Origin of the sequence: Pseudomonas sp. LLC-1, assembly GCF_002992185.1 — a bacterium.
Lineage (GTDB): Bacteria > Pseudomonadota > Gammaproteobacteria > Pseudomonadales > Pseudomonadaceae > Aquipseudomonas > Aquipseudomonas monteilii.
In genome coordinates, this window is record NZ_LUVY01000012.1 from 347,793 (window position 1) to 370,794 (window position 23,002).

Here is a 23,002-nt window from a genome sequence, read left to right on the forward strand (position 1 = left end):
CCAGCCGAGTTGACCGTCAGTGCCAGGGCTTCAATGGCCAGCGAGCGAGAAGCTGGCGGGGGTGTCGCGCAAGCTGAGGGCCGTCAGCAGGCACACCACCAGGGTGCACAGGGCGAGCAGCGCGGCCCATGCGGTGGGACCGTGGCCGAGTACCACGGCGGCCAGCGGGGCAGCGCTGGCCGACACCGACAGCTGGATGGCGCCCAGCAGAGCTGCGGTGGAGCCCAAAGCCTTGTCTTGCGAAGCCATGACCAATGACATCAGCGTCGACTCGGCGATACCTAAACCGAACAGCGCCACCACCATGCCGCCAGCCACTCCCGGTAGCCCCAGGCCAGTGAGCGCACCGAGCAGGCTGATGCAGGCGCCGCCAGCCATGCACAGCACGCCCAGGCGGGTGAGGTTGTTCAGGCCCAGACGGCCGATCAGGCGGCTTGCGGCCATGGCGCCGAACAGGATCGACACCCCGGTGGCACCGAACAGCAGGCCGAAGGCCTGGGCGCTCAGGCCGTAGTGGGCCTGGTACACCAGTGTGGCGCCGCCGATGTAGGCGAACAGGAAGAAGAACACGGCAGCCACGGCCAGGGTCGGGCGCAGGAAGCGGCGGTCGACGAGGATGGCCAGGTAGGTGCGGCAGGCGTGGCCGAGGTGCAGGGGAGCACGTTTGCTGAGGGGCAGGGTTTCCGGCAGGTTCAGCAAGCTGTTGACCAGCACCGCCAGACCCATGCCGGCGAGTACCAGCATCACTGCCCGCCAGCCGAAGTGCGCATCGATCACGCCGCCCAAGGCAGGTGCCAGGATCGGTGCAACGCCTTCGATGGTCATCAGCAGGGCGAACAGCTTGGTCGCGGCAACGCCTTGGCTCACGTCACGGACCATGCTCATGATCACCACCAGGGTCAGTGCGCTGCCCAGGCCCTGGAAGAAGCGCAGTGCAATCAGGGTATCGAGGCTGGGGGCTGCGGCTGCGCCGAGCGAACAGAGGATGAACAGCAGCAGGCCGGCCAGCAGCGGTTTTCGCCGGCCATAGGCGTCGACGATGGGGCCGAAGATCAACTGGCCGGCGCCCATGGCCAGCAGGAAGAAGGTGAGCGTCAGCTGCACACGGGTGAAGCTTGCCTGATAGTGGCTGGCGATTTCCGGCAGGCTCGACAGGTACATGTCGACAGCGGAAGGGCCGAGGGCACCGACCAGGCCGAGGCCCAGGGCGAAGCTGAAGCGTATTGGGGGGGAGGGATCTGCTTGCATGGTTTTCTCTGGCTGATTTTTCGCCTACCGGTCGGTAGGTTGGCGAATATTATTCGCCAGGCCAGGCAAGGTCAAACCCCTCAGGAAACTACGCGCTCCCACATCGATCGCATGTGCTTCAAGCCATGTGCTTCAAGCCATGTGGTTCAGAACGGCACGGCCACGGTCAACTGGCTGTACACATTGGTGCCATTTCCCCCCACCTGGTTGCCACCGTTACGCTCGTCCTTGCGTGGTTGGTACAGGCCCACCAGCGGGCTGATGATCAGGTGTTCGTTGACCGCCCATTCCACGTACAGGTCCAGCTCGCGGGCATCGAGATTGAGGCTGTCGCGGGTGCGCACGGTGTCGAAGTCGAAGTACAGGGCGCCGACCGTAACGTTTTCCAGCGGCGTCGCCTTCACGCCCACATGGTGGATGCCGGTGTTGCTGTTGAAGGGGCCGGCATAGTTGGCCGCGACTTCACCCTGGAACCAGGTGCCGTAACCGCTGGACAAGCCGCTGAACAGCGAGTCCCAGCCAGCCGAGTAGCGGGTATAGCGGTAGGTGATCGAGGGGGCCCAGGGCAGGTCGGCGAAGGTGTAGCCGGCCTGCAGGTACCAGGCTTGCTCTGGGCCGTCGGTCTTGTCCTGCCAGGCGTATTCGAAGGCGAAACTGGCATTGTCGATGCCGGCACTGCCTTCGCCGCGCACGCTGTACACGTCCATGCCTTCACGGGCCTTCTGGAAGTCGCTGGCCCACTGGTCGGCGACGTCGATGCCGTGGATCCAGGTCAACCCCACGGTGCCCAGCGCATGGGTGTAGTCCAGTGTGCCAGCGGCCAGTTCGGTTTCGGCCTGGGCGCGGTTGTCGGATTTCAGCCACAGCAGGCTGCCGTGCAAACCTTCGCTGCCACCCAGGCGCAGCATCGCCGTGCGGTCGAAGGCGTGGCGGGCGGCGAGGTAGTAGGCACCACCACGGTCCAGCGCACCCTCTGCCACGCCATTGCCCAGGTTCGGACCGTCATCGTTGATCAGGAAGCCGCTGCCCAGGCGAATGGTCTGGCGGCCGGTGGAAATATCCACGCCATCCTTGCCCAGCACGGGGAACAGGTCGGCCGAGCGCCAGCCGAGGAAGGCGTCCTCGATCTTGGTGGTGCGTTCGGAGCCGTCGGTGTTGCCGGCTGCATCGCCATCGCCCCAGGTGGCCGAGCTTACCCAGTTCAGGCTGCCATACAGTGTGCCGTTGCCGGCCAGGCCCTGGTCACCGCTGAGGCCATACTTGATGAAGCCTTCGCGCCAGGTTGATCCCCCCGGGGTGCCGTCGTAGTTCTTGCGGCTGTTGAACATGCCCCAAACCGCCAGCATGTCGGCGTTCAGGTGGCTGTCGTCGTCTGCGTACAACTCAACAGCCTGCGCGGCCTGGCTGGCCAGCAAGGTGGCCAGTGCCAGGGTGGACAGCGTTTGCGGTTTGACCATTACACATCCCTCGATTGTTCTCGGCCCGCTTCACGGGGGGCCTTTGTTGTTCGGGGGCACCCTCGGCTTGGCGAGGGGCCATCGCGGTTGGCGGCGATGGCCTATTAGGGCGTGTGCGGTGGGGCGGGGTCTTGTTCGTGGCTGCCAAGGCGCTTGCACGCCTTGGCCAAGGGGTGGGTCAGTAGCGGATCATCACCGATTTGAGTTCGGTGAAGTCATCGATGAACGCCGAGCCGAACTCGCGGCCGATGCCGGATGCCTTGATGCCGCCAAACGGTACCGCCGGGTCGAGCAGGGTGTGCATGTTCACCCAGAGGGTGCCGGCCTGGATTTCCGGGATCATGCGCATGGCCTTGGCCAGGTCGTTGGTCCACAGGCTGGAGCTGAGGCCGTAGGGCGAGGCGTTCATCAGGTGCAGCAGTTCGTCTTCGTCGTCATAGGGCAGGAAGGTGGCTACCGGGCCGAAGGTTTCCTGATTGAGCAGGGTGTCGCTGGCCGACCTGGCGAGGATTACCGTGGGTTCGACGAAGCAGCCCGGGCCATCGCCTACCTTGCCACCATGGATGATCTGGCTACCCTCGGCGCGTGCGATGGCGAACAGTTCGGCCAGCTTCTGCTGGTGTGGTTTGTTGGCCACCGGGCCGAACTGGGTGGCTTCGTCCAGCGGCGAGCCGATTTTCAGCTGGCCCAGGCGCTGGGACAGGGCGTCCAGCAGCGGGTCGATGCGCGAGCGGTGCACGTAGAAGCGCTCACCCGCAGCGCAGATTTGCCCCGAATGCAGGAAGCCGGCTTCGATGATGCCGTTAACGGCCTTGTCGGTTGCCACATCGGGCAAGAAGGCCACTGCGTTCTTGCCGCCCAGTTCCAGCGTCGCGCGGGTCAGCTTGGCGCCCATGGCGGCCTGGCCGACGGCGATACCTGTGGGCACGGAGCCGGTGAACGAGACCTTGTCGGTGCCCGCGTGCTCGATCAGCGCCTTGCCCACCAGGCCGCCACCGGTCAGCACGTTCAGCGCCCCGGCCGGCAGGCCAGCTTCTGTGGCCAGTTCGGCAATACGCAGCAACGTCAGCGGGGTGAACTCGCTGGGTTTGAGGATGATGCTGCAGCCGGTGGTGAGCGCCGAGGCCAGCTTCCAGATGGCGATCATGGTGGCGAAGTTCCACGGCACGATGCCCACCACCACGCCGATCGGTTCGCGCAGGGTAAAGGCGCTGTAGCGTTCACCCGCAAACGAGGGCAGCGACGGGGTGATGGTTTGCCCGGTGATCTTGGTGGCCCAGCCGGCGTAGTAGCGCAGGAAGTGTGCCGCCTGCTCTACTTCGAAGGCGCGGGAGATGCCGATGAGCTTGCCGGACTGCAAGGTTTCCAGCTGCGCCAGTTCTTCACGGTTGGCTTCCAGCAGGTCGGCCAGTTTGAACAGTACGGCGGCGCGGGCGGCTGGGCTGGTGCGCGACCACGTTGTGAAGCCTTGGCGCGACGAGCTGACGGCCTGGTCGACATCGGCCTGGTTGGCGTCGGCGATGTGGGCGATGGTCTGGCCGTTGGCCGGGTTGATCACGGCAACTTTCGCGGACGATTGGCTGGCGAGGTGCTGACCGTGGATGAACACGCCATGCTCGCGGGCCAGGAATGCCGTGACGGCAGGAAGGAGGGTAATGTCGCTCATGCAAACTCCGGGGGCAGGAAGCCAAAGCCTGCAGCTTAGTGAGCGGGCGAGAGCGGTTCTTGTGCCAGCGTGACAGCGGCATGACTGTGGCTGCCAGGTGCTGGCAGGCAGCAACAAACCCGGCGGCAGCCATTGGCAAGACGCAATGCCACCCACAGCGCAGAGTAATCACTCGTTCAACGCCACAAAAACAAGCCGGGGCACAACGATGTCACTCAATAACAAGCTCACCGAGCACCTCAACCGCGGTACGGTCGGTTTCCCCACCGCACTGGCCAGCACTGTCGGGCTGATCATGGCCAGCCCGGTGATTCTCACCGCGACCATGGGCTTTGGCATCGGCGGCAGCGCCTTTGCCGTGGCCATGGTCATTGCCGCGCTGATGATGCTGGCGCAGTCCACCACCTTCGCCGAGGCCGCGTCGATCTTGCCGACCACAGGCTCGGTGTACGACTACATCAACTGCGGCCTGGGCCGCTTCTTCGCCATCACCGGCACGCTGTCGGCCTACCTGATCGTGCATGTGTTTGCCGGTACCGCCGAAACCATCCTCTCGGGCGTGATGGCGCTGGTGAACTTCGAACACCTCAACACCCTGGCAGAATCCGCCGGCGGATCGTGGCTGCTGGGGGTGTGCTTCGTGCTGGCGTTCGCGGTGCTCAATGCCTTTGGCGTCAGCGCCTTCAGCCGTGCAGAAGTGGTCCTCACCTTCGGTATGTGGACCACCTTGATGGTGTTCGGTGTGCTGGGCCTGATCGCAGCACCGGCAGTGGAGCTGGACGGCCCGTTCGGCGTGTCGCTGGTGGGCACTGACCTGATGACCATCCTGTCGCTGATCGGCATGGCCATGTTCATGTTCGTCGGCTGCGAGTTCGTCACGCCTCTGGCGCCCGAGCTGCGTCGTTCGGCCTGGGTGCTGCCGCGTGCAATGGCACTGGGGCTGTTCGGCGTGGCCAGCTGCATGTTCATCTACGGTGCGGCGATGAAGCGCCAGGTGGAAAACGTGCTGCTCGATGCCGCCAGCGGCGTGCACCTGCTGGACACGCCCATGGCCATCCCGCGCTTTGCCGAGCAGGTGATGGGTGATATCGGCCCGGTGTGGCTGGGCATTGGTTTCCTGTTTGCTGGCGCTGCGACCATCAACACGCTGATGGCCGGTGTGCCGCGCATTCTCTATGGCATGGCGGTCGACGGCGCGCTGCCCAAGGTATTCACCTACCTGCACCCGCGCTTCAAGACGCCGCTGCTGTGCATCCTGGTGGTGGCGCTGATCCCTTGCCTGCACGCGTGGTACCTGGGCGGCAACCCGGACAACATCCTGCACCTGGTGCTGGCCGCCGTGTGTGCGTGGAGCACCGCCTACCTGCTGGTGACGCTGTCGGTGGTGATCCTGCGCATCCGCCGGCCGGACCTGCCGCGTGCCTACCGCTCGCCGCTGTTCCCGCTGCCGCAAATCGTCTCCAGCACGGGCATTCTGATCGGCATGGCGTTCATCACACCGCCAGGCATGAACCCCGCCGACGTCTATGTGCCGTTCGCCATCATGCTGGGGGCGACTGCGGCCTACGCATTGTTCTGGACGCTGTGCGTGCAGAAGGTCAACCCGTTCAAGCCGGTGCGGGTGGAGGATGTGCTTGAGAAGGAGTTCGCCGCCGAGCCTGGCCATGCCGTGGAGCACGTCGTGCATGATCAAAAGTTTGCGTAAGCAGCTGTTGGCGCCTCGGGCGCCTTCCGGCTACCGCCCAGGGGCAACGCTGGTGTGTCTGGCGCGCAACCTGGGGCAGCAGGGCATCGCGTCGGCCGGGGTGTTTCAAGACCCGGCTCAAGGCTGGCGGGCCGAGGTGCATGAGCGTGTCGAGGCACACTTGCTGATGCACATCGTCACCTGCGAGTTCCAGTTGCAGGTCGCTGCCCGGCAAGGGGGCGATGTGAGCCTTGAAGTGCGCCATGCCGGTGCGTTGCGCCGCACGGGCCTCACCTGTGTATACCGCAAGGGCGACCAGGCGCGCTTCACCCGGCTGCGTGATGGCCTGCAACAGCATGACGCATTGCGGGCGGCACTGATGCCGCTGGACTTCAAGCGCCTGACCCTGGCCTGCCACGAGGGCCAGTGGCTGCTGACGCTGGAGCACATGGGGGGCAGCGAAGTGGTGAACCGCATGCCTGCGTTTCGCCGCTACATTTCGATCAGCCCGCAACAACGGGCGCATCTGATGGCCAGCCTGGCCCATTTCAGCACCTTGCTACCCGCTCTTTGACACCGCTTGGCATACGCCTTGCTGTGTCTACCGACAAATGATGACAGTTGTGCGCACATAGATAACATGTTAACAATGTGCGCATAACAACAAATCCTGCGTCGAGGGCAGCCATGCATACTCAACAATCCAACCGTCAGGGGCTGGAACGCTGGACCACGGCCATGCAGCAGATCTGCGGCCGCTTCGAGACGGAGCTTGCGTCCAATCACTCGCTGTTCATTGGCGAGGTTTCCACCTTTTCCCGCGCCGGCTTGCCGCTGGCCAACCTGCGCACCAACGCCGGCAACATCCGCCGGCTGGGCGAAAACCCCACCCTCGACGATGACCAGCATTGCTTTCTGGTGAGCCAGCGCGCGGGCCACTCGACCGTGTCCCAAGGCGGCATGCAGGTCAGCCTGGCGCCGGGCGAGTTGCTGCTGATGGATTCGGTCGGGCGTTGCGAGATCACCCCCAGCGGCTTGATCGAGCACGTCTCGTTGGCGCTGTCACGCGAGCAGGTGCGCAAGTACGTGCAGGGCAGTGGCCCGATGTTCGGCAAGATTTCCTCGACCAACGCCTGCGGGCGCATGTTGCATGTGTTGATGGACCAGCTGTGCAAGGACGGCAATGTGAGCGGTGATGGTGCCCAGGGTGACGCGCTGCAGACCGCTTTTGTTGCCTTGCTGGAGCCAGGCTTCGAGCGCCATGGCGAAACGCCGGGTAATCTTGGGGCCTTGAGCGGCGCCAATCTGCGGGGTTACGTGCAGCAGGTGATCGACGAGTCGCTGTCACAGCCTGGGCTTACTCCCTCCAGCCTGGCCGGGCGCCTGAACATTTCGGTTCGCCATCTGTACCGGCTGTTCGAGGAGGAGGGCGATAGCGTATGCCGCTACATTCAGCGGGCACGGCTGAAGCGCAGCGCCGATGACCTGGCCAACCCGTTCTTCAAGGGCGAGTCGATTACCTCGATCGCCTACAAGTGGGGGTTTACCGACTCGGCGCATTTCAGCCGTTCGTTCAAGAAGCAGTTCGAGCGCTCGCCCAAGGACTATCGGGCTCAGGTTACCGCCAGGTAATGCTTGACGAACAACTCGCTGTCAGAAGGTTCAGCGACGGCCGTTGAAGTAGCCCGACAGCTGGTGCACGGTCTTGCCGGCGGTGAGCAGCAGCGGGCGGAAATGGTCCTTGCCGAAGATGCGCGCATGCTTGACCGCGCTGACCAGGTCATAGCGCTTCGATCCTTCCTGCATGCCCTCGGCGAGGACTTTGCAAATGATGTGGCTGGGCGTGACGCCAAAGCCCGAATAGCCCTGCACATAGAAGGCATTGGGCCGGTTGCTGAGGGTGCCGATCTGTGGGAACAGGTTGGCACTGGTGGCCATCGGGCCACCCCAGGCCAGGTCGATGCGCACGTCTTTCAGGTAGGGGAAAATCTTCAGCATCAGGGTGCGGTTCCAGGCCTTCAGGTCCAGCGGGAAGTGCTCGATAAAGGGCGTGGCGGCGCCAAACAGCAGCCGGTTTTCGCGGGTGACCCGGTAGTAGTCGATCACCGGGCGAATATCGCTGTAGGCTCCGCGAATCGGGCTGATGCGCTCGATCAGCTCGTCCGCCAATGGTTCGGTCATCATCTGGAAGGCATAGGTGTTGATGGTGCGTGCGTGCAGTTCTGGCTCCAGCTTGTTGAGGAAGCTGTCGCAGGCCCACAGCAGCTTGCTGGCGAGTACCGAGCCGCGGCCAGTGCGCACCTTGATGCGCTCGCCGTAGGTCACTTCCAGAGCGGGGCTGTGTTCGAAGATGCGCGCACCATGGCCGACCAGTGCCTGTGCCTCGCCCAGCAGCAGGTTGAGTGAGTGTACGTGGCCACCGCCCATGTGCAGCAGGGCGCTGCTGTAGGCATTGCTGCCGATGATCTGGCGCACTTCACTGCCGCCCAGAAACCGGATTTCGTTGTGTGTGTTGATCGCCTTGAATGCCTTTTCCCATTGGCGCAGGGTCTGTTCCTGGCGGCGGTTGAAACCCATGTACCCGTAACCGTGGCAGAAGTCGGCGTCGATGGCGTAGCGGGCGATGCGCGCCTTGATGATGCCGGCGCCCAGTTCGCTGATCTCGAAAATGTCCCTCACACCCTGGTCGCCGACACTGCTGCGGATCTTCTCCAGGTCGTGGCCTATGCCTGCCATGATCTGTCCGCCGTTGCGCCCGGTACCGCCATAACCCAGGTAGCGGGCTTCGAGCACGACGACATTGGTCACGCCGTTTTCTGCCAGCTCCAGTGCGGTATTGATGCCAGAGAAGCCGCCACCGATCACCACCACATCGGCCTCGATGTCGCTTTCCAGCGTGGGGAAGCTCAGGTTGTACTTCTTGGTCGCCGAGTAGTAGGTGGGGCTTTCGAGGGTGATCATGTCGCAGCCTGCTGAATTGAAAGGGTGATATGGCCGTTTCGAGGGGCGCCCGGGCGTTGCTGCAACGAAATGGGTAGAAACCATTCTATTAATGTATTAATGATTGTGCACTGGCATACTCGCCGGTTTGCTATTCTCAGCCCCACGAGCCCGCATGACCACACCAAGACCCTCCCTGACCCTGACCTTGCTGCAGGCGCGCGAAGCCACCATGGCGTTCTTCCGCCCGGCGTTGAATGCCCATGACCTGACCGAGCAGCAATGGCGGGTAATCCGTATCCTGCGTCAGCAAGGTGAGCTGGAAAGCCATCAGCTGGCCGAACTGGCGTGTATCCTCAAACCCAGCATGAGCGGGGTGCTCAAGCGTCTGGAGCGCGACGGCATTGTGGGGCGGCGCAAGTCGCCGGACGATCAGCGCCGGGTGTTCATCAGCCTGACGGACGCCGGCCAGCAGGCGTTCTTGGCGATGAGCGAGGAAATGGCGCGCAACTACGACAAGATCATCGCCCAGTTCGGCGAGGACAAGCTGCAGCAGCTGATGCAGCTGCTGGATGAAATGAGAAAGATAAAACCCTGACTCACCCGGCGTCAGGGGTTGAGCGACAGCGAATCTTCCAGCACTTTCAGCAGCGCTGCCGCGCGCCGTTCATAGGCGCCTGGGCCTGCGTACATCAGTTCCACATACAGGCTGTCGATGATGCCTTGGTAGGCATCGGCATACAGTGCCAGCCGGCTTTCTGCCCAGCCGTGGCGAGCTTGCAGGGCCTGGCAGAACCCCACACGTATGCCGTCCAGGTAGTGCTCGAAGCCCGATGTAACAACCGGCTTGATGCTTGCCGGGGGCAGGAACGCCGTGCGCAGCACAAAGCGCAGTTCGGCCGAGTCGCGATAACGGTCTGCCAGGTGCAAGGCCAGCCAGTGACCGGGTGCCAGGCCGTCGCGGGTTTCCTGGGCAAAGGCGTGCTCGACAAAGGCCGTTTCCTGCACCAGCGCCCGCTGGAACACTTCCACGAACAAGGCATCCTTGTTGGCGAAGTGCGCATACAGGGAGGCCTTGCGCATGCCGGCCAGCTGGGCGATTTCGTTCAGCGAAGAGGCGTCGTAGCCGTACTCGGCAAAATGGCCGACGGCGGCATCGCACACACGCACCGCAGAAGGGGAAAGGTCTTTCAACTGCATCGCTCCGTCAGGGGCGCGGTGGCCCGCGCGCGTCTTGAGGGGGGGATTGTGGTGATCGAAAATGCACGGGTCAATGCTTGTCGCAGGGCAATTTGACCTCGCCATGGAAAGTACAATGTTCCCCTCGTAACGTGCATTCCGCCGCCCAATTACGGCTCACATACTGATCGCGTCTTCGAATCCAATAAGAAAGAGACCGTTCATGAAAAAGCCAAACCCGCTGCTGGAAGACCTGAAGTCCATCCTGCCGACCATTGCCGCCAACGCCATGCGCGCAGAACAGGACCGCAGTGTGCCGGCAGAGAACATTGCCTTGCTGAAAAGCATCGGCATGCACCGCGCTTTCTTGCCCAAACTTTACGGTGGCATGGAAATCACCCTGCCGGAATTCGCCCAGTGCATCGCGTTGCTGGCCGGTGCCTGTGCCAGCACCGCCTGGGCCATGAGCCTGCTGTGCACCCACAGCCACCAGATGGCGATGTTCTCGCCCAAGCTGCAGCAAGAAGTGTGGGGCGCCGACCCGGACGCCACCGCCAGCAGCAGTATCGCGCCGTTCGGCCGTACCGAAGAGGTCGAGGGTGGGGTTTCGTTCAGCGGCGAGATGGGCTGGAGTTCCGGTTGCGACCACGCCGAATGGGCGATCCTCGGTTTCCGCCGCAAGAATGCCGAAGGCAGCCAGGATTACTGCTTTGCCATCCTGCCACGCAGCGACTATGAAATCCGTGATGACTGGTATGCCGTGGGCATGCGCGGCAGTGGCAGCAAGACCCTGATCGTGCGCGATGCCTTCGTGCCCGAGCATCGGATCCAGAAGGCCAAGGACATGATGGAGGGCAAGTCGGCAGGCTTTGGCTTGTACCCCGACAGCAAGATTTTCTTCGCCCCGTACCGCCCGTATTTCGCCAGTGGCTTCTCCACGGTCAGCCTGGGTGTTGCCGAGCGCATGCTGGAGGTGTTCCGCGAGAAAACCCGTAACCGCGTGCGGGCCTACACCGGTGCAGCCGTTGGCGCCGCCACCCCGGCGCTGATGCGCCTGGCCGAATCCACCCACCAGGTGGCCGCTGCCCGCGCGCTGCTGGAAAAGAGCTGGGACGAGATTGCCGAGTACAGCGCCCGCCATGAATACCCCACGCGGGCCACGCTGGCGTTCTGGCGCACCAACCAGGGCTATGCGGTGAAGATGTGCATCCAGGCCGTCGACCGGCTGATGGAAGCGGCGGGCGGTGGCGCCTGGTTCGAGAGCAACGAACTGCAGCGGCTGTTCCGCGATTCGCACATGACCGGTGCCCATGCCTACACCGACTACGACGTGTGTTCGCAAATCCTCGGCCGTGAGCTGATGGGCCTGGAGCCCGACCCGGCCATGGTCTGAGCCGCCAGCGTTGTAACCATCCCCACAAGCACAACAACAATCAGGGCAGGCTACCAGGCCTGCCCGGGAGCTTTGCATGTCCAACGAAACCTTCGATTCACGTGCCTTCCGCCGCGCCCTGGGCAACTTCGCCACGGGCGTGACCGTGGTGACCGCCGCCGGCCCCAGTGGCCGCAAGGTCGGCGTCACTGCCAACAGTTTCAACTCGGTGTCGCTGGACCCGGCGCTGATCCTGTGGAGCATCGACAAGCGCTCGACCAGCCATGAGGTGTTCGAAGAAGCCTCGCACTTTGCCGTGAACATTCTGGCGGCTGACCAGATCGACCTGTCCAACAACTTCGCCCGGCCGAAGGAAGACCGCTTTGCCGGTATCGACTACGAAACGGGGGCAGGCGGTGCGCCGCTGTTTGCCGACTGCGCGGCACGCTTCGAGTGCGAAAAGTACCAGCAGCTGGACGGTGGCGATCACTGGATTCTGGTGGGTAAGGTGGTGGCCTTCGACGATTTCGGCCGCTCGCCGCTGCTGTACCACCAGGGCGCCTATTCCATGGTGCTGCCGCATACCCGCATGACCCGGCGCGCAGAGGGGCAGGCACCGAGCAGCCATTTCCAGGGCCGCTTGCAGCACAACCTTTACTACCTGATGACCCAGGCATTGCGGGCGTACCAGGCTGACTACCAGCCACGCCAACTGTGCACCGGGCTGCGGACCAGTGAGGCGCGCATGTTGATGGTGCTGGAGAACGATGCGGGACTGAGCCTGAACGACCTGCAACGGGAAGTGGCGATGCCGGTGCGGGAGATCGAGGAGGCTGTGGCCAACCTCAAGCGCAAAGGGCTGATCGCCGATGACGACGGGCGGGTACGGTTGTCGGTGAAGGGTGTGGATGAGACCGAGGCCTTGTGGACCATTGCCCGGGAACAGCAGGACAAGGTGTTTGGGCAGTTCAGTGAAGAGCAGCTGGATACTTTCAAGACTGTGCTCAAGGCGCTAATCAATATCTGAAGTTGAAAAGCTGGGGCCGCTTTGCGGCCCATCGCCGGCAAGCCAGCTCCCACAGGGACCGCACAATGCTCAAGGGCTGCGCAGTACCTGTGGGAGCTGGCTTGCCGGCGATGGGCTGCGCAGCAGCCCCAAAGTGCCTCAGTAGACACTCCCTCCGGCACTGCCAACGACCGGGGTATCCTTGAACTTCCCCGCCAACTCGCGCAACCCGCGCATCAGCACCGTGGTATCCACTCCCACCGCCACAAACGCCGCACCCAGCTCGATGTAACGCCGCGCCAGTTTCTCGTCCGCGCTGAGAATGCCGGCAGCCTTGCCCGCCTTGCCAATACGCACGATGGCGTCTTCGATCGCTGCCTGCACTTCAGGGTGCCCAGGATTGCCCCGGTGGCCCATCGCGGCACTCAGGTCCGCAGGCCCGATAAACACGCCATCCACACCCTCCACCGCAGCGATCTCGTCCAGGTTGGCCAAGCCTTCCTTGTTCTCGATCTGCACCAGCAGGCACATCTGCTCATCCGCATGGTCCAGGTAACCGGGGATGCTGTTCCAGCGCGAAGCCCGCGCCAGTGCGCTACCCACCCCGCGAACGCCTTTGGGTGGGTAATGCATGGCCTTCACCAGCTGCTGCGCCTGCTCAGCGCTTTCCACCATTGGCACCAGCAACGTCTGCGCGCCAATATCCAGCACTTGTTTGATCAGCGCGGTATCACCGATCACCGGGCGGATTACCGCCTGGCTGGGGTAGGGCGCCACCGCCTGCAACTGCGCCAGCATGCCGCGCAGGTCGTTGGGCGCGTGTTCGCCGTCGATCAGCAGCCAGTCGAAACCGGCATTGGCAGCCAGCTCGGCACAGTAGGCATCGGCCAGGCCGAGCCACAGGCCGATCTGCGGCTCGCCGCTGCGCAGGCGTTGCTTGAAGTGATTGATGGGCATGTCCATGGGCAGGTCCTCAAACGAAGCGGCAGGCGATGGAGCCGAGCATGTCGTAGTCGACGTGGAAGGTGTCGCCAGGGCGCGCAGCGACCGGGCGGGTGAACGAGCCGCCCAGGATGATCTGGCCAGGTTGCAGGGTGACGTCGTACGCGGCCAGTTTGTTGGCCAGCCAGGCCACGCCCTTGGCCGGGTGGTTGAGCACGGCGGCGCTGACCCCGGACTCCTCGATTACGCCGTTACGGTAAAGCACGGCTGGCACCTTGCGCAGGTCGATCTCGGTAGGGCGCACGGCGCGTCCACCCATGACCACGCCCGCATTGGCCGCGTTGTCGGAAATGGTGTCGAACACTTTGCGGGTAGCCTGGGTTTGCGGGTCGACCTGCTGAATGCGCGCGTCGATGATTTCCAGTGCCGGGATCACCCATTCGGTGGCGTCCAGCACGTCGAACACCGTGACGTTCGGGCCTTTCAGCGGCTTGCCGAGGATGAACGCCAACTCCACCTCAACGCGCGGCACGATGAAGCGTTCGAAGGGGATGTCGCTGCCCTCGTCGAACAGCATGTCGTCGAGCAGGGCACCGTAGTCGGGCTCGGTGATGTTCGACGACACCTGCATGGCGCGGGAGGTCAGGCCGATCTTGTGGCCTACCAGCTTGCGGCCGGCGGCGATCTTTTTCGCCACCCAGGCGCGCTGGATGGTGTAGGCGTCTTCGATGGTAATGGCCGGTTGTTCCAGCGAGAACTGGCGCACTTGCTCGCGGCTGCGTTCGGCCTGGTCGAGGCGTTCGGCGGCGTGCTGGATGAAAGCGTTGTCTAGCATGGGGGAGGTCTCTTGATTCAAGGGTTGACGATGGCGGCCCGGGTGCGCAGCACCAGCAGGCCACCCAGGGCGATGAACACGGCCAGTACGTACAGGGCCAGGCTGGCGCTGTGGGTGGTGTCACGTACCCAGCCGATGAAGTAGGGCGTGAAGAACGAGGCAATGCTGCCCAGCGAGCTGATCAGGGCAATGCCGGTCGCTTGGGTGCGTGAGTTGAGGAATGCCGGTGGCAGTTGCCAGAACATCGGCAGTGCGGCGCTGGCGCCCATGCCGGCCAGCACCAGGCCGGCCATTACCGGTAGCGGCTGCTCTGGCGCAATTGCAGCAATGGCGATGCCGACAGCGGCCATCAGCAGCGGTACGCACAGGTGCCAGCGGCGCTCGCGCAGGCGGTCGCTGGAGCGGCCGCAGGTCAGCATGAACACGCAGCCGGCCAGGTATGGCACGGCGCTGAGCAGGCCGACGCTGGCATCGCTGCCCACCCCGGCACTGTGAATCAGGCTGGGCATCCAGAACGCCAGGGTGTTGACCGCCAGCATCACCGCGCAATACACCCCCACAAGCAGCCACAGCGCCGGGCTTGCGAAAATGGCGCTGAACGAGGTGACCGGCTTGCGCTGCTCTTCCTCGCCAAACTGGGCGCGCAGCGTGGCTTTCTGCTGATCGTCCAGCCAGCGTACCTTTTCGAAATGCTCCGGCAACACGGCCAGCACCACCAGGCCCAGCAGCACTACCGGCGCGCCTTCAAGCAGGAACATCCACTGCCAGCCACGCAGGCCGGCGGTGTCGTGCATGAAGGCCAGGATAGCCCCGGACACCGGCCCGCCAACCACCCCGGCCAAAGGCACGGCAATGGCGAACAGCGCGGTTATCTGGGCACGGCGCCCGGCCGGGTACCAGCGGTTGAGGTACACCAGAATGCCCGGGAAGAACCCGGCCTCGGCCGCGCCCAGGGCAAAGCGCAGCAGGTAGAACGCGCTGCTGCTTTCGATCAGCAGCATGCTGGTGGACAACAGCCCCCATACCACCATCAGGCAGGCGATCCAGCGGCGCGGGCCGACGCGGTCGAGCATCAGGTTGCTGGGCACGCCGAACAGCGCATAGGCAATGAAGAACAGCCCGGCGCCCAGACCGTAGACGGTGTCGGACAAGTGCAGGTCCTGGCTCATCTGCATCTTGGCGAAGCCGATGTTGATGCGGTCCAGGTGGGCGAACAGGTAACACACCAGCAGCAACGGCATCAGCCGCCAGGTGACTGCCCGATGGGTACTGTCGGCCCGTTCAGCGTGGGCCTCGCGCGGCGAGGCGTGTTCGAGTGTGCTCATGTTTTTGTACTTGTTCTGTAATGAGTCAGGGAGGGCGTGGTTTTGAACCGGCGCGCTAGCGGTTGAACAGCGGGTGCAAGGTGCTGTGCTTGGCGTCGTAGACCTGGGCGGTGCTGTGGTCGATCTGCACGGTGATGCCGATCGGGCGCTGTTGCAGCAGTGGGTCCAGGCGGGCTTTCAACACCGCCAGCAGGTTGTCGCCTACTGCCTTGTGCACCTCGGCGCTGCGGCCGGTGGCCATGCGCAGGTTGGCGTACAGGAACCCGTAATCGCCCTTGCCGTCAGCCACCGCGCAATGGGCGGCGGGGTAGGCCAGCACGCGGGTGCCGCCGGTGGGGAACACCGCTTTGCCTTCGGCATCGCGCTGCTCCAGCATGGTGTCGGCCAAGGCACGGCACAGGCCGGGGATGTCGGCGTCGGTTTCCAGGTCGGGGGTGTAGAGCAGAACCAGGTGTGGCATGGGCGCTTCCTCGGTGAGGCGCGGCTGGCCATCCGTGGGCGGCCAGCCACAGACAGGTGAGTTACAAGCGGCTGGTGGACACCACCGCAGCCGGGTTGGCAGCCTGCGCCGCCGGGATGGACTTGCCATCCTGAGGGGTGACCGGGAAGATCGCGTTGATCTGGCCGGTGCCGGACGAGCCGAAGTAGGGCGTAACCACTTCAGCCTTGCCGTCGTAGTCGGACCAGCCCAGCGCACCCAGCAGCATGGCCGTGTCGTGCATGAAACCTTCGCCGTGGCCCTTGGCGGCGTACTCCGGCAGCATCCCGCAGAAGGCATCCCACTCGCCGTCCTGCCACATTTGCACCACGCGGTGGTCGAGGGTTTCCAGGAACGGGCTCCACACCTTGGTGGCGAAGTCCGGCGCCTGGCCGTTCTGCGCGAAGCGGTGCGACAGCGAGCCGCTGGCCAGGAACGCCACGGTGCCGTCGTAATGGTCTTCTACCGCCTTGCGCATGGCCCAGCCCAGGCGGGCGCTGTCGGCCAGGTAGTGCGAGGTGCACAGTGCCGAAACCGAGACCACCTTGAAGTGCTGGTCCTGGTTCATGTAGCGCATCGGCACCAGGGTGCCGTATTCAGGGGCGAGGGTGGTGGCGTGGTGGGCCATGGTCTCGACGTTGAAGCGGTTGCATTCCTCGGCCAGCAATTTGCCCAGCTCGGGGTTGCCGGGAAAGGCGTAGGGCATGTTGCTGATGAAGTGCGGCAGTTCGTTGCTGGTGTACAAGCCCTCGAAGTGCGGGCCGCAGAGCACGTGGTAGTTGGCGTTGACCAGCCAGTGGGTGTCGAACACGACGATGGTGTCCACGCCCAGCTCGCGGCAGCGGCGGCTGATTTCGTAATGCCCGTCAATGGCTGCCTGGCGAAAGCCCTGACGTGGGCCTGGCAGTTCGGACATGTACATGGAGGGGACATGCGTAATCTTGGCGGCGAGTGCCAGCTTGCCCATGGTTTGACTCCTTATTCTTGTGAGGCCGCCGGGCCGGCCCGCAGGCGCTGGCCCGGTGGCAAGTGGGTCACACGCCCCAGCGCGGGATGTGGTGGCTACCCATGGAAATACACACGTTCTTGATCTCTGCAAAGACCTCGAAGCTGTACTGCCCACCTTCGCGCCCGGTGCCGGAGCCTTTCACGCCGCCGAACGGCTGGCGCAGGTCGCGCACGTTCTGGCTGTTGATGAACACCATGCCGGCTTCGATGCCGCGTGCCAGGCGGTGGGCCTTGCCGATGTCCTGGGTCCAGATGTACGAGGCCAGTCCGTACTCGGTGTCGTTGGCCAGTTGCAGCGCTTCGGCTTCGTCCTTGAACGGGATCAGGCACACCACCGGGCCAAAGATTTCTTCCTGGGCAATGCGCATCTTGTTGTTCACGTCGGCGAACACGGTGGGCTGGATGAACTGCCCTTTGGCCAGGTGCGCCGGCAGGTTGGCCGGGCGCTCCAGGCCACCGGCGACCAGGCGTGCACCTTCTTCGATGCCGATGCGAATGTAGCCGGTGACCTTGTCGTAATGCTGCTGGGTAATCATCGAGCCGACCTGGGTTTTCGGGTCGGTCGGGTCACCCACGATCAGGCGCTTGGCGCGGGCGGCGAACTCGGCAACGAACTGCGGGTACACGCTTTCCTGGATGAAGATACGGCTGCCGGCGGTGCAGCGTTCGCCGTTCAGCGAGAAGATGGTGAACAGTGCGGCGTCCAGTGCGCGTTCCAGATCAGCGTCTTCGAAAATCAGCACCGGCGACTTGCCGCCCAGTTCCATCGAGTACTTTTTAAGGCCGGCGGTCTGCATGATCTTGCGACCGGTAGCGGTGCCGCCAGTGAAGGAAATCGCGCGCACATCCGGGTGGCGGACCAGCGCGTCGCCGGCGGTAGCGCCGTAACCCTGGATCACGTTCAACACGCCGTTGGGGATGCCGGCTTCAACCGCCAGGCGGCCCAGTTCGTTGGCGGTCAGCGGCGACAGTTCGCTCATCTTCAATACTGCCGTGTTGCCCAGTGCCAGGCACGGCGCGGTCTTCCAGGTGGCGGTCATGAACGGCACGTTCCACGGGCTCACCAGGCCGCACACACCCACTGGCTGGTACAGGGTGTAATTGAGCATCTGGTCGTCGACCGGGTAGGTGTGGCCGTCCATGCGCGTACACACTTCGGCAAAGAAGTCGAAGTTGTGCGAGGCACGCGGGATCAGCACGTTCCTGGTCTGGTGAATCGGCAGGCCGGTGTCGAGGGTTTCCAGCTCGGCCAGTTTCGGCACGTTCTGGTCGATCAGCTCACCCAGCTTGCGCATCAGCCGTGCACGTTCCTTGGCCGGGGTGTTGGCCCACTTGGGGAAGGCTTCCTTGGCCGCAGCCACGGCCTGGGCGACTTCTTCGGCACCGCCGCTGGCGACTTCACAAATGGCATCGCCGGTGGCCGGGTTGTAGTTGATGAAGGTGTCTTTGCTCTCGACCTCACGGCCGTTGATCCAGTGCTTGATCATGCTGCTCATGCCTTGTTGTTCTTGAAGAAGTCAGCTTCGCTGACGATGCGGTTGACCAGGCGACCGACGCCTTCCACTTCCACCACCACTTCGTCGCCCGGCACCACATCGGCCAGGCCTTCCGGCGTGCCGGTGGCGATCATGTCGCCCGGTTGCAGGGTCATGAAGCTGGAGAAGTATTCGATGAGGTGCGGGATGTCGAAGATCATGTCTGCGGTGGTGCCTTCCTGCTTCAGCTCACCGTTGATCCAGGTGCGCAGCTTCAGGTTGCTCACGTCCGGCACATCGGCGGCATCGACGATCCACGGGCCGACCGGGGTGGTGGCGTCGCGGTTCTTCACCCGCAGGTTGGGGCGGTAGTAGTTTTCCAGGTAGTCGCGGATGGCGTAGTCGTTGCACACGGTGTAACCGGCTACGTAGTCCAGGGCGTTTTCACGCTTGACGTTTTTTGCCGCCTTGCCAATGACCGCGACCAGCTCGCACTCGTAGTGCATGTATTCAACGTTGTCCGGGCGCCAGGTGACCTGGTTGTGGCCGGTGTAGGTGCCTGGCGATTTGATGAAGGCCAGGGGCTCGGTGGGCGGTGCGAAGGCCAGCTCCTTGGCGTGGTCGGCGTAGTTCAGGCCCAGGGCGAACATGCTGCCGGTGGCGGGCGGCAACCAGGTGACCTGGTTTTGATGGACCAGGCGGCCGTCGGCCAGGCGCAGGTGATCGTCTTCGACGGTAACGTCGTGAACCTGGCCGTCGAACTGGATACGGGCGTGTTTCACAGGTAATTCCTCACTCGGCGACGATGTGGTTGGTCAGCTTGCCCAGGCCGTCGATCTCGATATCGACGCGGTCGCCTGGCTGTACATCGACGCGGCCCTCGGGGGTGCCGGTGATCAGGATGTCGCCAGCGTGCAGGGTCATGAACTCGCTGATTTCGGCAATCAGCTGGGCCACCGTGCGCACGCAGTTGGCCGTGTTGTTGTGCTGGCGCAGTTCGCCATTCACATACAGGCGCAGGCCCAGGGCATCGGGGTTGGCCACCTGGCTGGCCGTTACCAGTTCGGGCCCGAACGGGCAGAAGCCGTCACGGCACTTGGCTTTGACTGCCGGGCGGTAGTAGCTGTCTTCGGGCAGGCTGACTTCGTTGACGATGGTGTAGCCCGCCACATGTTTCAGGGCATCGGCCACGCTGACGCGGCTGGCGTCCTTGCCAATCACCACACCCAGCGCCGGGCCAGGTTGCAGGCGCTGCACGCCGGCCGGGAATACGACCTGGCCTTCGTGCTGGTTGCGGGTGTTCGGGGTTTTCACGAACAGCACCGGCTTGACCGGCAACTGCTTGTACGGTGCTTCGACGAACGCCGCGTGGTGCTGCTGCAGCAAACCCTGGTAGTTCAGCGCGACGCCGAACAGGGTGCCGCTGGCAACTTCATGCAGGGCATGGCTCATGCTCTTCTCCTGGCAGTGCAGGGCGGTGGCCGTCCTGCGGATTTTGTTAATGTGTTAATGTTATAGTTAATATGTTAACGATGGTCAAGGGGTGGCCAGTGGCGCCTGCCGACAAGGCGGTGCACCATGGGCCATCGTCAACAGGGTCAAGCGATTTGCGAGCAAGCAGCCATGAGCGACCGGCATCCGATACCGAACATCAACATCGGCCAGGTCTACGACCAGCGCTACAGCGACAGCGAGGTGCATTACGACCGGCTGGGCAACCTGGCGGGCTTTTTCGGGCGCAACATGCCGGTGCACCGGCATGACCGGTTTTTTCAGGTGCATTACGTGAAGTCGGGCACGGTGCGCGTGTATCTGGATGACCAGCAGTACATCGAATCGGGGCCGATGTTTTTCCTCACGCCGCCGACGGTGGCCCATGCTTTCGTCACCGAGGCGGACAGCGACGGGCATGTGCTGACCGTGCGCCAGCAACTGGTGTGGCAACTGATTGAAGCCGATGCCAGCCTGCTGCCGGCAGGCATGCAGGTGCAGCCGGCCTGTGTGGCGCTGGGCAATTTGCCGACTGAATACCAGGCCGAGGCGCAGCGCCTGCAAGGTTGGCTGGAAGCGTTGAGCGACGAATTTGCCACGCAACAGCCGGGGCGCGAGGCGGCAATGCAGTCGCTGACGCGGTTGATCATGGTCAGCCTGTTGCGCTTGTGCCCCCACTCGCTGGAGTCGACCCCGGCGCGGCACGAAGACCTGAAAATCTTCCACCGTTTCAATGCACTGATCGAAGCGCATTACCTGGAGCACTGGCCGCTGGCCCGCTACGCGCAGCAAATTGGCGTGACCGAGGCGCGGCTGAACGACGTGTGCCGACGCATCGCCGACCTGCCGTCCAAGCGCCTGGTGCTGGAGCGGCTGATGCAGGAAGCCAAGCGCCTGCTGTTGTTCTCTGGCAGCACGGCCAACGAAATCTGCTACCAGCTCGGCTTCAAGGACCCGGCCTATTTCAGCCGCTTCTTCAACCGCTACGCCAAGCTTACGCCGGGTGAGTACCGCCAACGGCAGACGGGCTTGCAGTGAAAGGGCCATGGCAGGGCACCCGGAATGTGTTGTTGTTTGCAACGGATGGTCGCAGCCCGCGCGCCGGGCTTGAATGGGTTTTCCGTGGAACAGATTGCACTTTCCATCGCGCATGCCCTTAAATTCGTGAACAGAGAAAAACCACAGGCTTGACCATGACCAAGACGCAACCTTCGCTCACGCTGAGCCTTCTGCAGGCCCGGGAAGCCGCAATGGCATTTTTCAGGCCGCTGTTGAACGAGCACGACCTGACCGAGCAGCAATGGCGGGTGATCCGCATCCTCAAGCAGCATGGCGAGCTGGAGAATTACCAACTGGCAGAGCTGGCCTGCATCCTCAAACCGAGCATGACCGGGGTGCTGGGGCGGCTGGAGCGTGACGGGCTGGTGCGGCGACAGAAGGCCGCGCAGGACCAGCGACGTGTTTTCGTGACGCTGACCGAGGGCGGGGAGGCGTGCTTTGCCTCGATGAAGGAGGGGATGGAAGCCAATTACCAGAAGATTCAGACGCAGTTTGGCGAAGAGAAACTGCAGCAGCTGATGGGGTTGCTGAATGACCTGAAGCGCATCGCGCCCTGAGCCCTCCCAAGGCAGCGTAATGAAGCCCCCAGAGCCGGCGTGCCGGCCCTGAGGGCGGAACGATCAATACTCCCAGAAGATCCGCTGCAGCTCTTTGCTGTCCTGGGTCTTGGTCATCGCCACCATCGCCAGAATCCGCGCCTTTTGCGGGTTCAGGTCATGGGCCACGACCCAGTCGTTCTTGTCATCCGGCTGTTCGGCGTTGCGCAGCACGAAACCACCTTGGTTGACGTGCGACGAACGGATGATCTGCACACCATTCTTGCGCAGCTCCTGCAGCGCCGGCACTACCCGCGACGATACCGAGCCGTTGCCCGTACCGGCATGGATCAGCGCCTTGGCACCGTTCTGCGCCAGCGCCTTGTAGGCAGTGTCCGTCACGTTGCCATAGCCATAGGCGATGTCCACCTGCGGCAGGCTGCTGATCTGCTTGATGTCGAACTCGGAATTAACCGTATGGCGCTTGGCCGGCAGGCGGAACCAGTACGACTTGCCTTCCACCACCATGCCCATCGGGCCCCAGGCACTCTTGAACGCTTCGGTCTTGATGTTCACCGACTTGCTCACGTCACGGCCAGACTGGATCTCGTCGTTCATGGTCACCAGCACGCCCTTGCCGCGCGATTGCTTGTCGCTGGCCACGGCCACGGCGTTGTACAGGTTGAGCATGCCGTCGGCAGACATGGCAGTGCCCGGACGCATCGAGCCGACCACCACGATGGGCTTGTCGGTCTTTTCCACCAGGTTGAGGAAGTAGGCCGTTTCTTCGAGGGTGTCGGTGCCGTGGGTGATGACGATGCCGTCGACGTCTTTGCTTTCGGCCAGTTCGGCAACGCGCTTGCCCAGCTTCAGCAGGTCTTCGTTGGTGATGCTCTCGGATGCAATCTGCATCACTTGCTCGCCGCGTACGTTGGCCAGGTCGGCCAATTCAGGCACGCCGGCAATCAGCTTGTCGACGCCCAGCTTGGCGGCCTGGTAGGTGGCGCTGTTGGCGGCGCTGGCGCCGGCGCCGGCAATGGTGCCGCCGGTGGCGAGGATGACCACGTTGGCCAGCTTCTGCTGGGTTTCGGCTTCTTTGGCCGAGGCGGTGGCGGGCAGGATCAGCAGCAGGGCGAGGGCGCTGGGGGCGAAGGTTTTAAGTGCAGCATTCATCGTTATTGTTCTCTCTCTTCCTAATGAGATTTTTTGTATGTCGCACAAGGCTTGAGGCATGTTTCATACCAGCTTGTGCAAACGCGTGCAGGCGCGGTCTTGAGCCGCGACAGGGGGCAGTATTCCAT

The 23,002-nt window shown here is 63.5% G+C and carries 22 protein-coding genes; 8 read left to right on the top strand and 14 right to left on the bottom strand.

Going from position 1 to position 23,002, the window contains the following annotated elements; all coding sequences use genetic code 11:
* Positions 1-30: 30 nt before the first annotated feature.
* From A0O30_RS12520 to A0O30_RS12530, 3 genes are all read right to left on the bottom strand, one after another.
* Positions 31-1,248: a multidrug effflux MFS transporter gene (locus A0O30_RS12520; RefSeq protein ID WP_105946697.1), complete on the bottom strand. Its 1,218-nt coding sequence runs from the start codon at positions 1,246-1,248 to the stop codon at positions 31-33.
* 146 nt (positions 1,249-1,394) lie between these two features.
* Entirely contained in the window at positions 1,395-2,705 is a 1,311-nt protein-coding gene (locus tag A0O30_RS12525) for a hypothetical protein (RefSeq protein WP_105946698.1), read from the bottom strand.
* A 178-nt stretch (positions 2,706-2,883) separates the two neighbouring features.
* On the bottom strand, positions 2,884-4,371 hold the full coding sequence (locus tag A0O30_RS12530; RefSeq protein ID WP_105946699.1) for an aldehyde dehydrogenase family protein: 1,488 nt from the start codon (positions 4,369-4,371) through the stop codon (positions 2,884-2,886).
* Positions 4,372-4,579: 208 nt separating this feature from the next.
* Between A0O30_RS12530 and A0O30_RS12535 the strand changes: the two genes are divergently transcribed.
* The 3 genes from A0O30_RS12535 (at position 4,580) to feaR (ending at position 7,687) form a co-directional block, all read left to right on the top strand.
* A complete protein-coding gene (locus A0O30_RS12535) occupies positions 4,580-6,076 on the top strand; it encodes an APC family permease (protein ID WP_105946700.1) in 1,497 nt (498 codons plus the stop codon).
* Positions 6,057-6,629: a DUF3156 family protein gene (locus tag A0O30_RS12540; protein ID WP_105946701.1), complete on the top strand. Its 573-nt coding sequence runs from the start codon at positions 6,057-6,059 to the stop codon at positions 6,627-6,629. Before A0O30_RS12535 ends, A0O30_RS12540 begins: the two co-directional genes overlap by 20 nt.
* A 113-nt stretch (positions 6,630-6,742) precedes the next feature.
* Positions 6,743-7,687 carry a transcriptional regulator FeaR gene (gene feaR / locus A0O30_RS12545; RefSeq protein WP_025752803.1) on the top strand — a complete coding sequence of 315 codons (945 nt, stop codon included), beginning with the start codon at positions 6,743-6,745 and terminating at the stop codon, positions 7,685-7,687.
* Positions 7,688-7,717: 30 nt separating this feature from the next.
* On the opposite strand, the gene A0O30_RS12550 is transcribed toward feaR, so the two are convergent.
* The gene (locus A0O30_RS12550; protein ID WP_105946702.1) at positions 7,718-9,016 is read right to left on the bottom strand and encodes an FAD-binding oxidoreductase; all 1,299 of its coding nucleotides are present in this window, start codon (positions 9,014-9,016) and stop codon (positions 7,718-7,720) included.
* A 154-nt stretch (positions 9,017-9,170) separates the two neighbouring features.
* Between A0O30_RS12550 and hpaR (A0O30_RS12555) the strand changes: the two genes are divergently transcribed.
* On the top strand, positions 9,171-9,593 hold the full coding sequence (gene hpaR, locus A0O30_RS12555) for a homoprotocatechuate degradation operon regulator HpaR (RefSeq protein WP_105946703.1): 423 nt from the start codon (positions 9,171-9,173) through the stop codon (positions 9,591-9,593).
* Between the two features lie 11 nt (positions 9,594-9,604).
* Here the strand turns inward: hpaR (A0O30_RS12555) and A0O30_RS12560 are convergent, their stop codons facing one another.
* Positions 9,605-10,195, bottom strand: coding sequence for a TetR/AcrR family transcriptional regulator (locus tag A0O30_RS12560; protein ID WP_105946704.1), 591 nt, complete (start codon positions 10,193-10,195; stop codon positions 9,605-9,607).
* A 202-nt stretch (positions 10,196-10,397) separates the two neighbouring features.
* Between A0O30_RS12560 and A0O30_RS12565 the strand changes: the two genes are divergently transcribed.
* Both A0O30_RS12565 and A0O30_RS12570 read left to right on the top strand, forming a co-directional pair.
* A complete protein-coding gene (locus tag A0O30_RS12565; protein ID WP_105946705.1) occupies positions 10,398-11,567 on the top strand; it encodes a p-hydroxyphenylacetate 3-hydroxylase oxygenase component in 1,170 nt (389 codons plus the stop codon).
* Between the two features lie 76 nt (positions 11,568-11,643).
* Positions 11,644-12,573, top strand: a complete 930-nt coding sequence (locus A0O30_RS12570; RefSeq protein ID WP_105946706.1) for a p-hydroxyphenylacetate 3-hydroxylase reductase component — start codon at positions 11,644-11,646, stop codon at positions 12,571-12,573.
* Between the two features lie 138 nt (positions 12,574-12,711).
* Here the strand turns inward: A0O30_RS12570 and hpaI are convergent, their stop codons facing one another.
* From hpaI to A0O30_RS12610, 8 genes are all read right to left on the bottom strand, one after another.
* Positions 12,712-13,515: a 4-hydroxy-2-oxoheptanedioate aldolase gene (hpaI, locus tag A0O30_RS12575; RefSeq protein ID WP_105946707.1), complete on the bottom strand. Its 804-nt coding sequence runs from the start codon at positions 13,513-13,515 to the stop codon at positions 12,712-12,714.
* 10 nt (positions 13,516-13,525) lie between these two features.
* Entirely contained in the window at positions 13,526-14,329 is an 804-nt protein-coding gene (hpaH, locus tag A0O30_RS12580; protein ID WP_105946708.1) for a 2-oxo-hept-4-ene-1,7-dioate hydratase, read from the bottom strand.
* Between the two features lie 17 nt (positions 14,330-14,346).
* The gene (locus tag A0O30_RS12585; RefSeq protein WP_105946709.1) at positions 14,347-15,654 is read right to left on the bottom strand and encodes an MFS transporter; all 1,308 of its coding nucleotides are present in this window, start codon (positions 15,652-15,654) and stop codon (positions 14,347-14,349) included.
* Between the two features lie 55 nt (positions 15,655-15,709).
* Positions 15,710-16,114 (bottom strand): 5-carboxymethyl-2-hydroxymuconate Delta-isomerase, encoded by a 405-nt coding sequence (locus tag A0O30_RS12590; protein ID WP_105946710.1) that lies wholly within the window; start codon positions 16,112-16,114, stop codon positions 15,710-15,712.
* Positions 16,115-16,175: 61 nt separating this feature from the next.
* Positions 16,176-17,099: a 3,4-dihydroxyphenylacetate 2,3-dioxygenase gene (hpaD, locus tag A0O30_RS12595; RefSeq protein ID WP_105946711.1), complete on the bottom strand. Its 924-nt coding sequence runs from the start codon at positions 17,097-17,099 to the stop codon at positions 16,176-16,178.
* 67 nt (positions 17,100-17,166) lie between these two features.
* The gene (gene hpaE / locus A0O30_RS12600) at positions 17,167-18,627 is read right to left on the bottom strand and encodes a 5-carboxymethyl-2-hydroxymuconate semialdehyde dehydrogenase (RefSeq protein ID WP_105946794.1); all 1,461 of its coding nucleotides are present in this window, start codon (positions 18,625-18,627) and stop codon (positions 17,167-17,169) included.
* A 5-nt stretch (positions 18,628-18,632) separates the two neighbouring features.
* The gene (locus A0O30_RS12605) at positions 18,633-19,397 is read right to left on the bottom strand and encodes a fumarylacetoacetate hydrolase family protein (protein WP_105946712.1); all 765 of its coding nucleotides are present in this window, start codon (positions 19,395-19,397) and stop codon (positions 18,633-18,635) included.
* A 10-nt stretch (positions 19,398-19,407) separates the two neighbouring features.
* Positions 19,408-20,067 carry a fumarylacetoacetate hydrolase family protein gene (locus A0O30_RS12610; protein WP_105946713.1) on the bottom strand — a complete coding sequence of 220 codons (660 nt, stop codon included), beginning with the start codon at positions 20,065-20,067 and terminating at the stop codon, positions 19,408-19,410.
* Positions 20,068-20,238: 171 nt separating this feature from the next.
* Between A0O30_RS12610 and hpaA the strand changes: the two genes are divergently transcribed.
* Positions 20,239-21,144 carry a 4-hydroxyphenylacetate catabolism regulatory protein HpaA gene (hpaA, locus tag A0O30_RS12615; RefSeq protein WP_105946795.1) on the top strand — a complete coding sequence of 302 codons (906 nt, stop codon included), beginning with the start codon at positions 20,239-20,241 and terminating at the stop codon, positions 21,142-21,144.
* Between the two features lie 155 nt (positions 21,145-21,299).
* The gene (hpaR, locus tag A0O30_RS12620) at positions 21,300-21,722 is read left to right on the top strand and encodes a homoprotocatechuate degradation operon regulator HpaR (protein ID WP_105946714.1); all 423 of its coding nucleotides are present in this window, start codon (positions 21,300-21,302) and stop codon (positions 21,720-21,722) included.
* Between the two features lie 63 nt (positions 21,723-21,785).
* On the opposite strand, the gene A0O30_RS12625 is transcribed toward hpaR (A0O30_RS12620), so the two are convergent.
* Positions 21,786-22,874 (bottom strand): asparaginase, encoded by a 1,089-nt coding sequence (locus A0O30_RS12625; RefSeq protein WP_105946715.1) that lies wholly within the window; start codon positions 22,872-22,874, stop codon positions 21,786-21,788.
* Positions 22,875-23,002 lie beyond the last annotated feature (128 nt).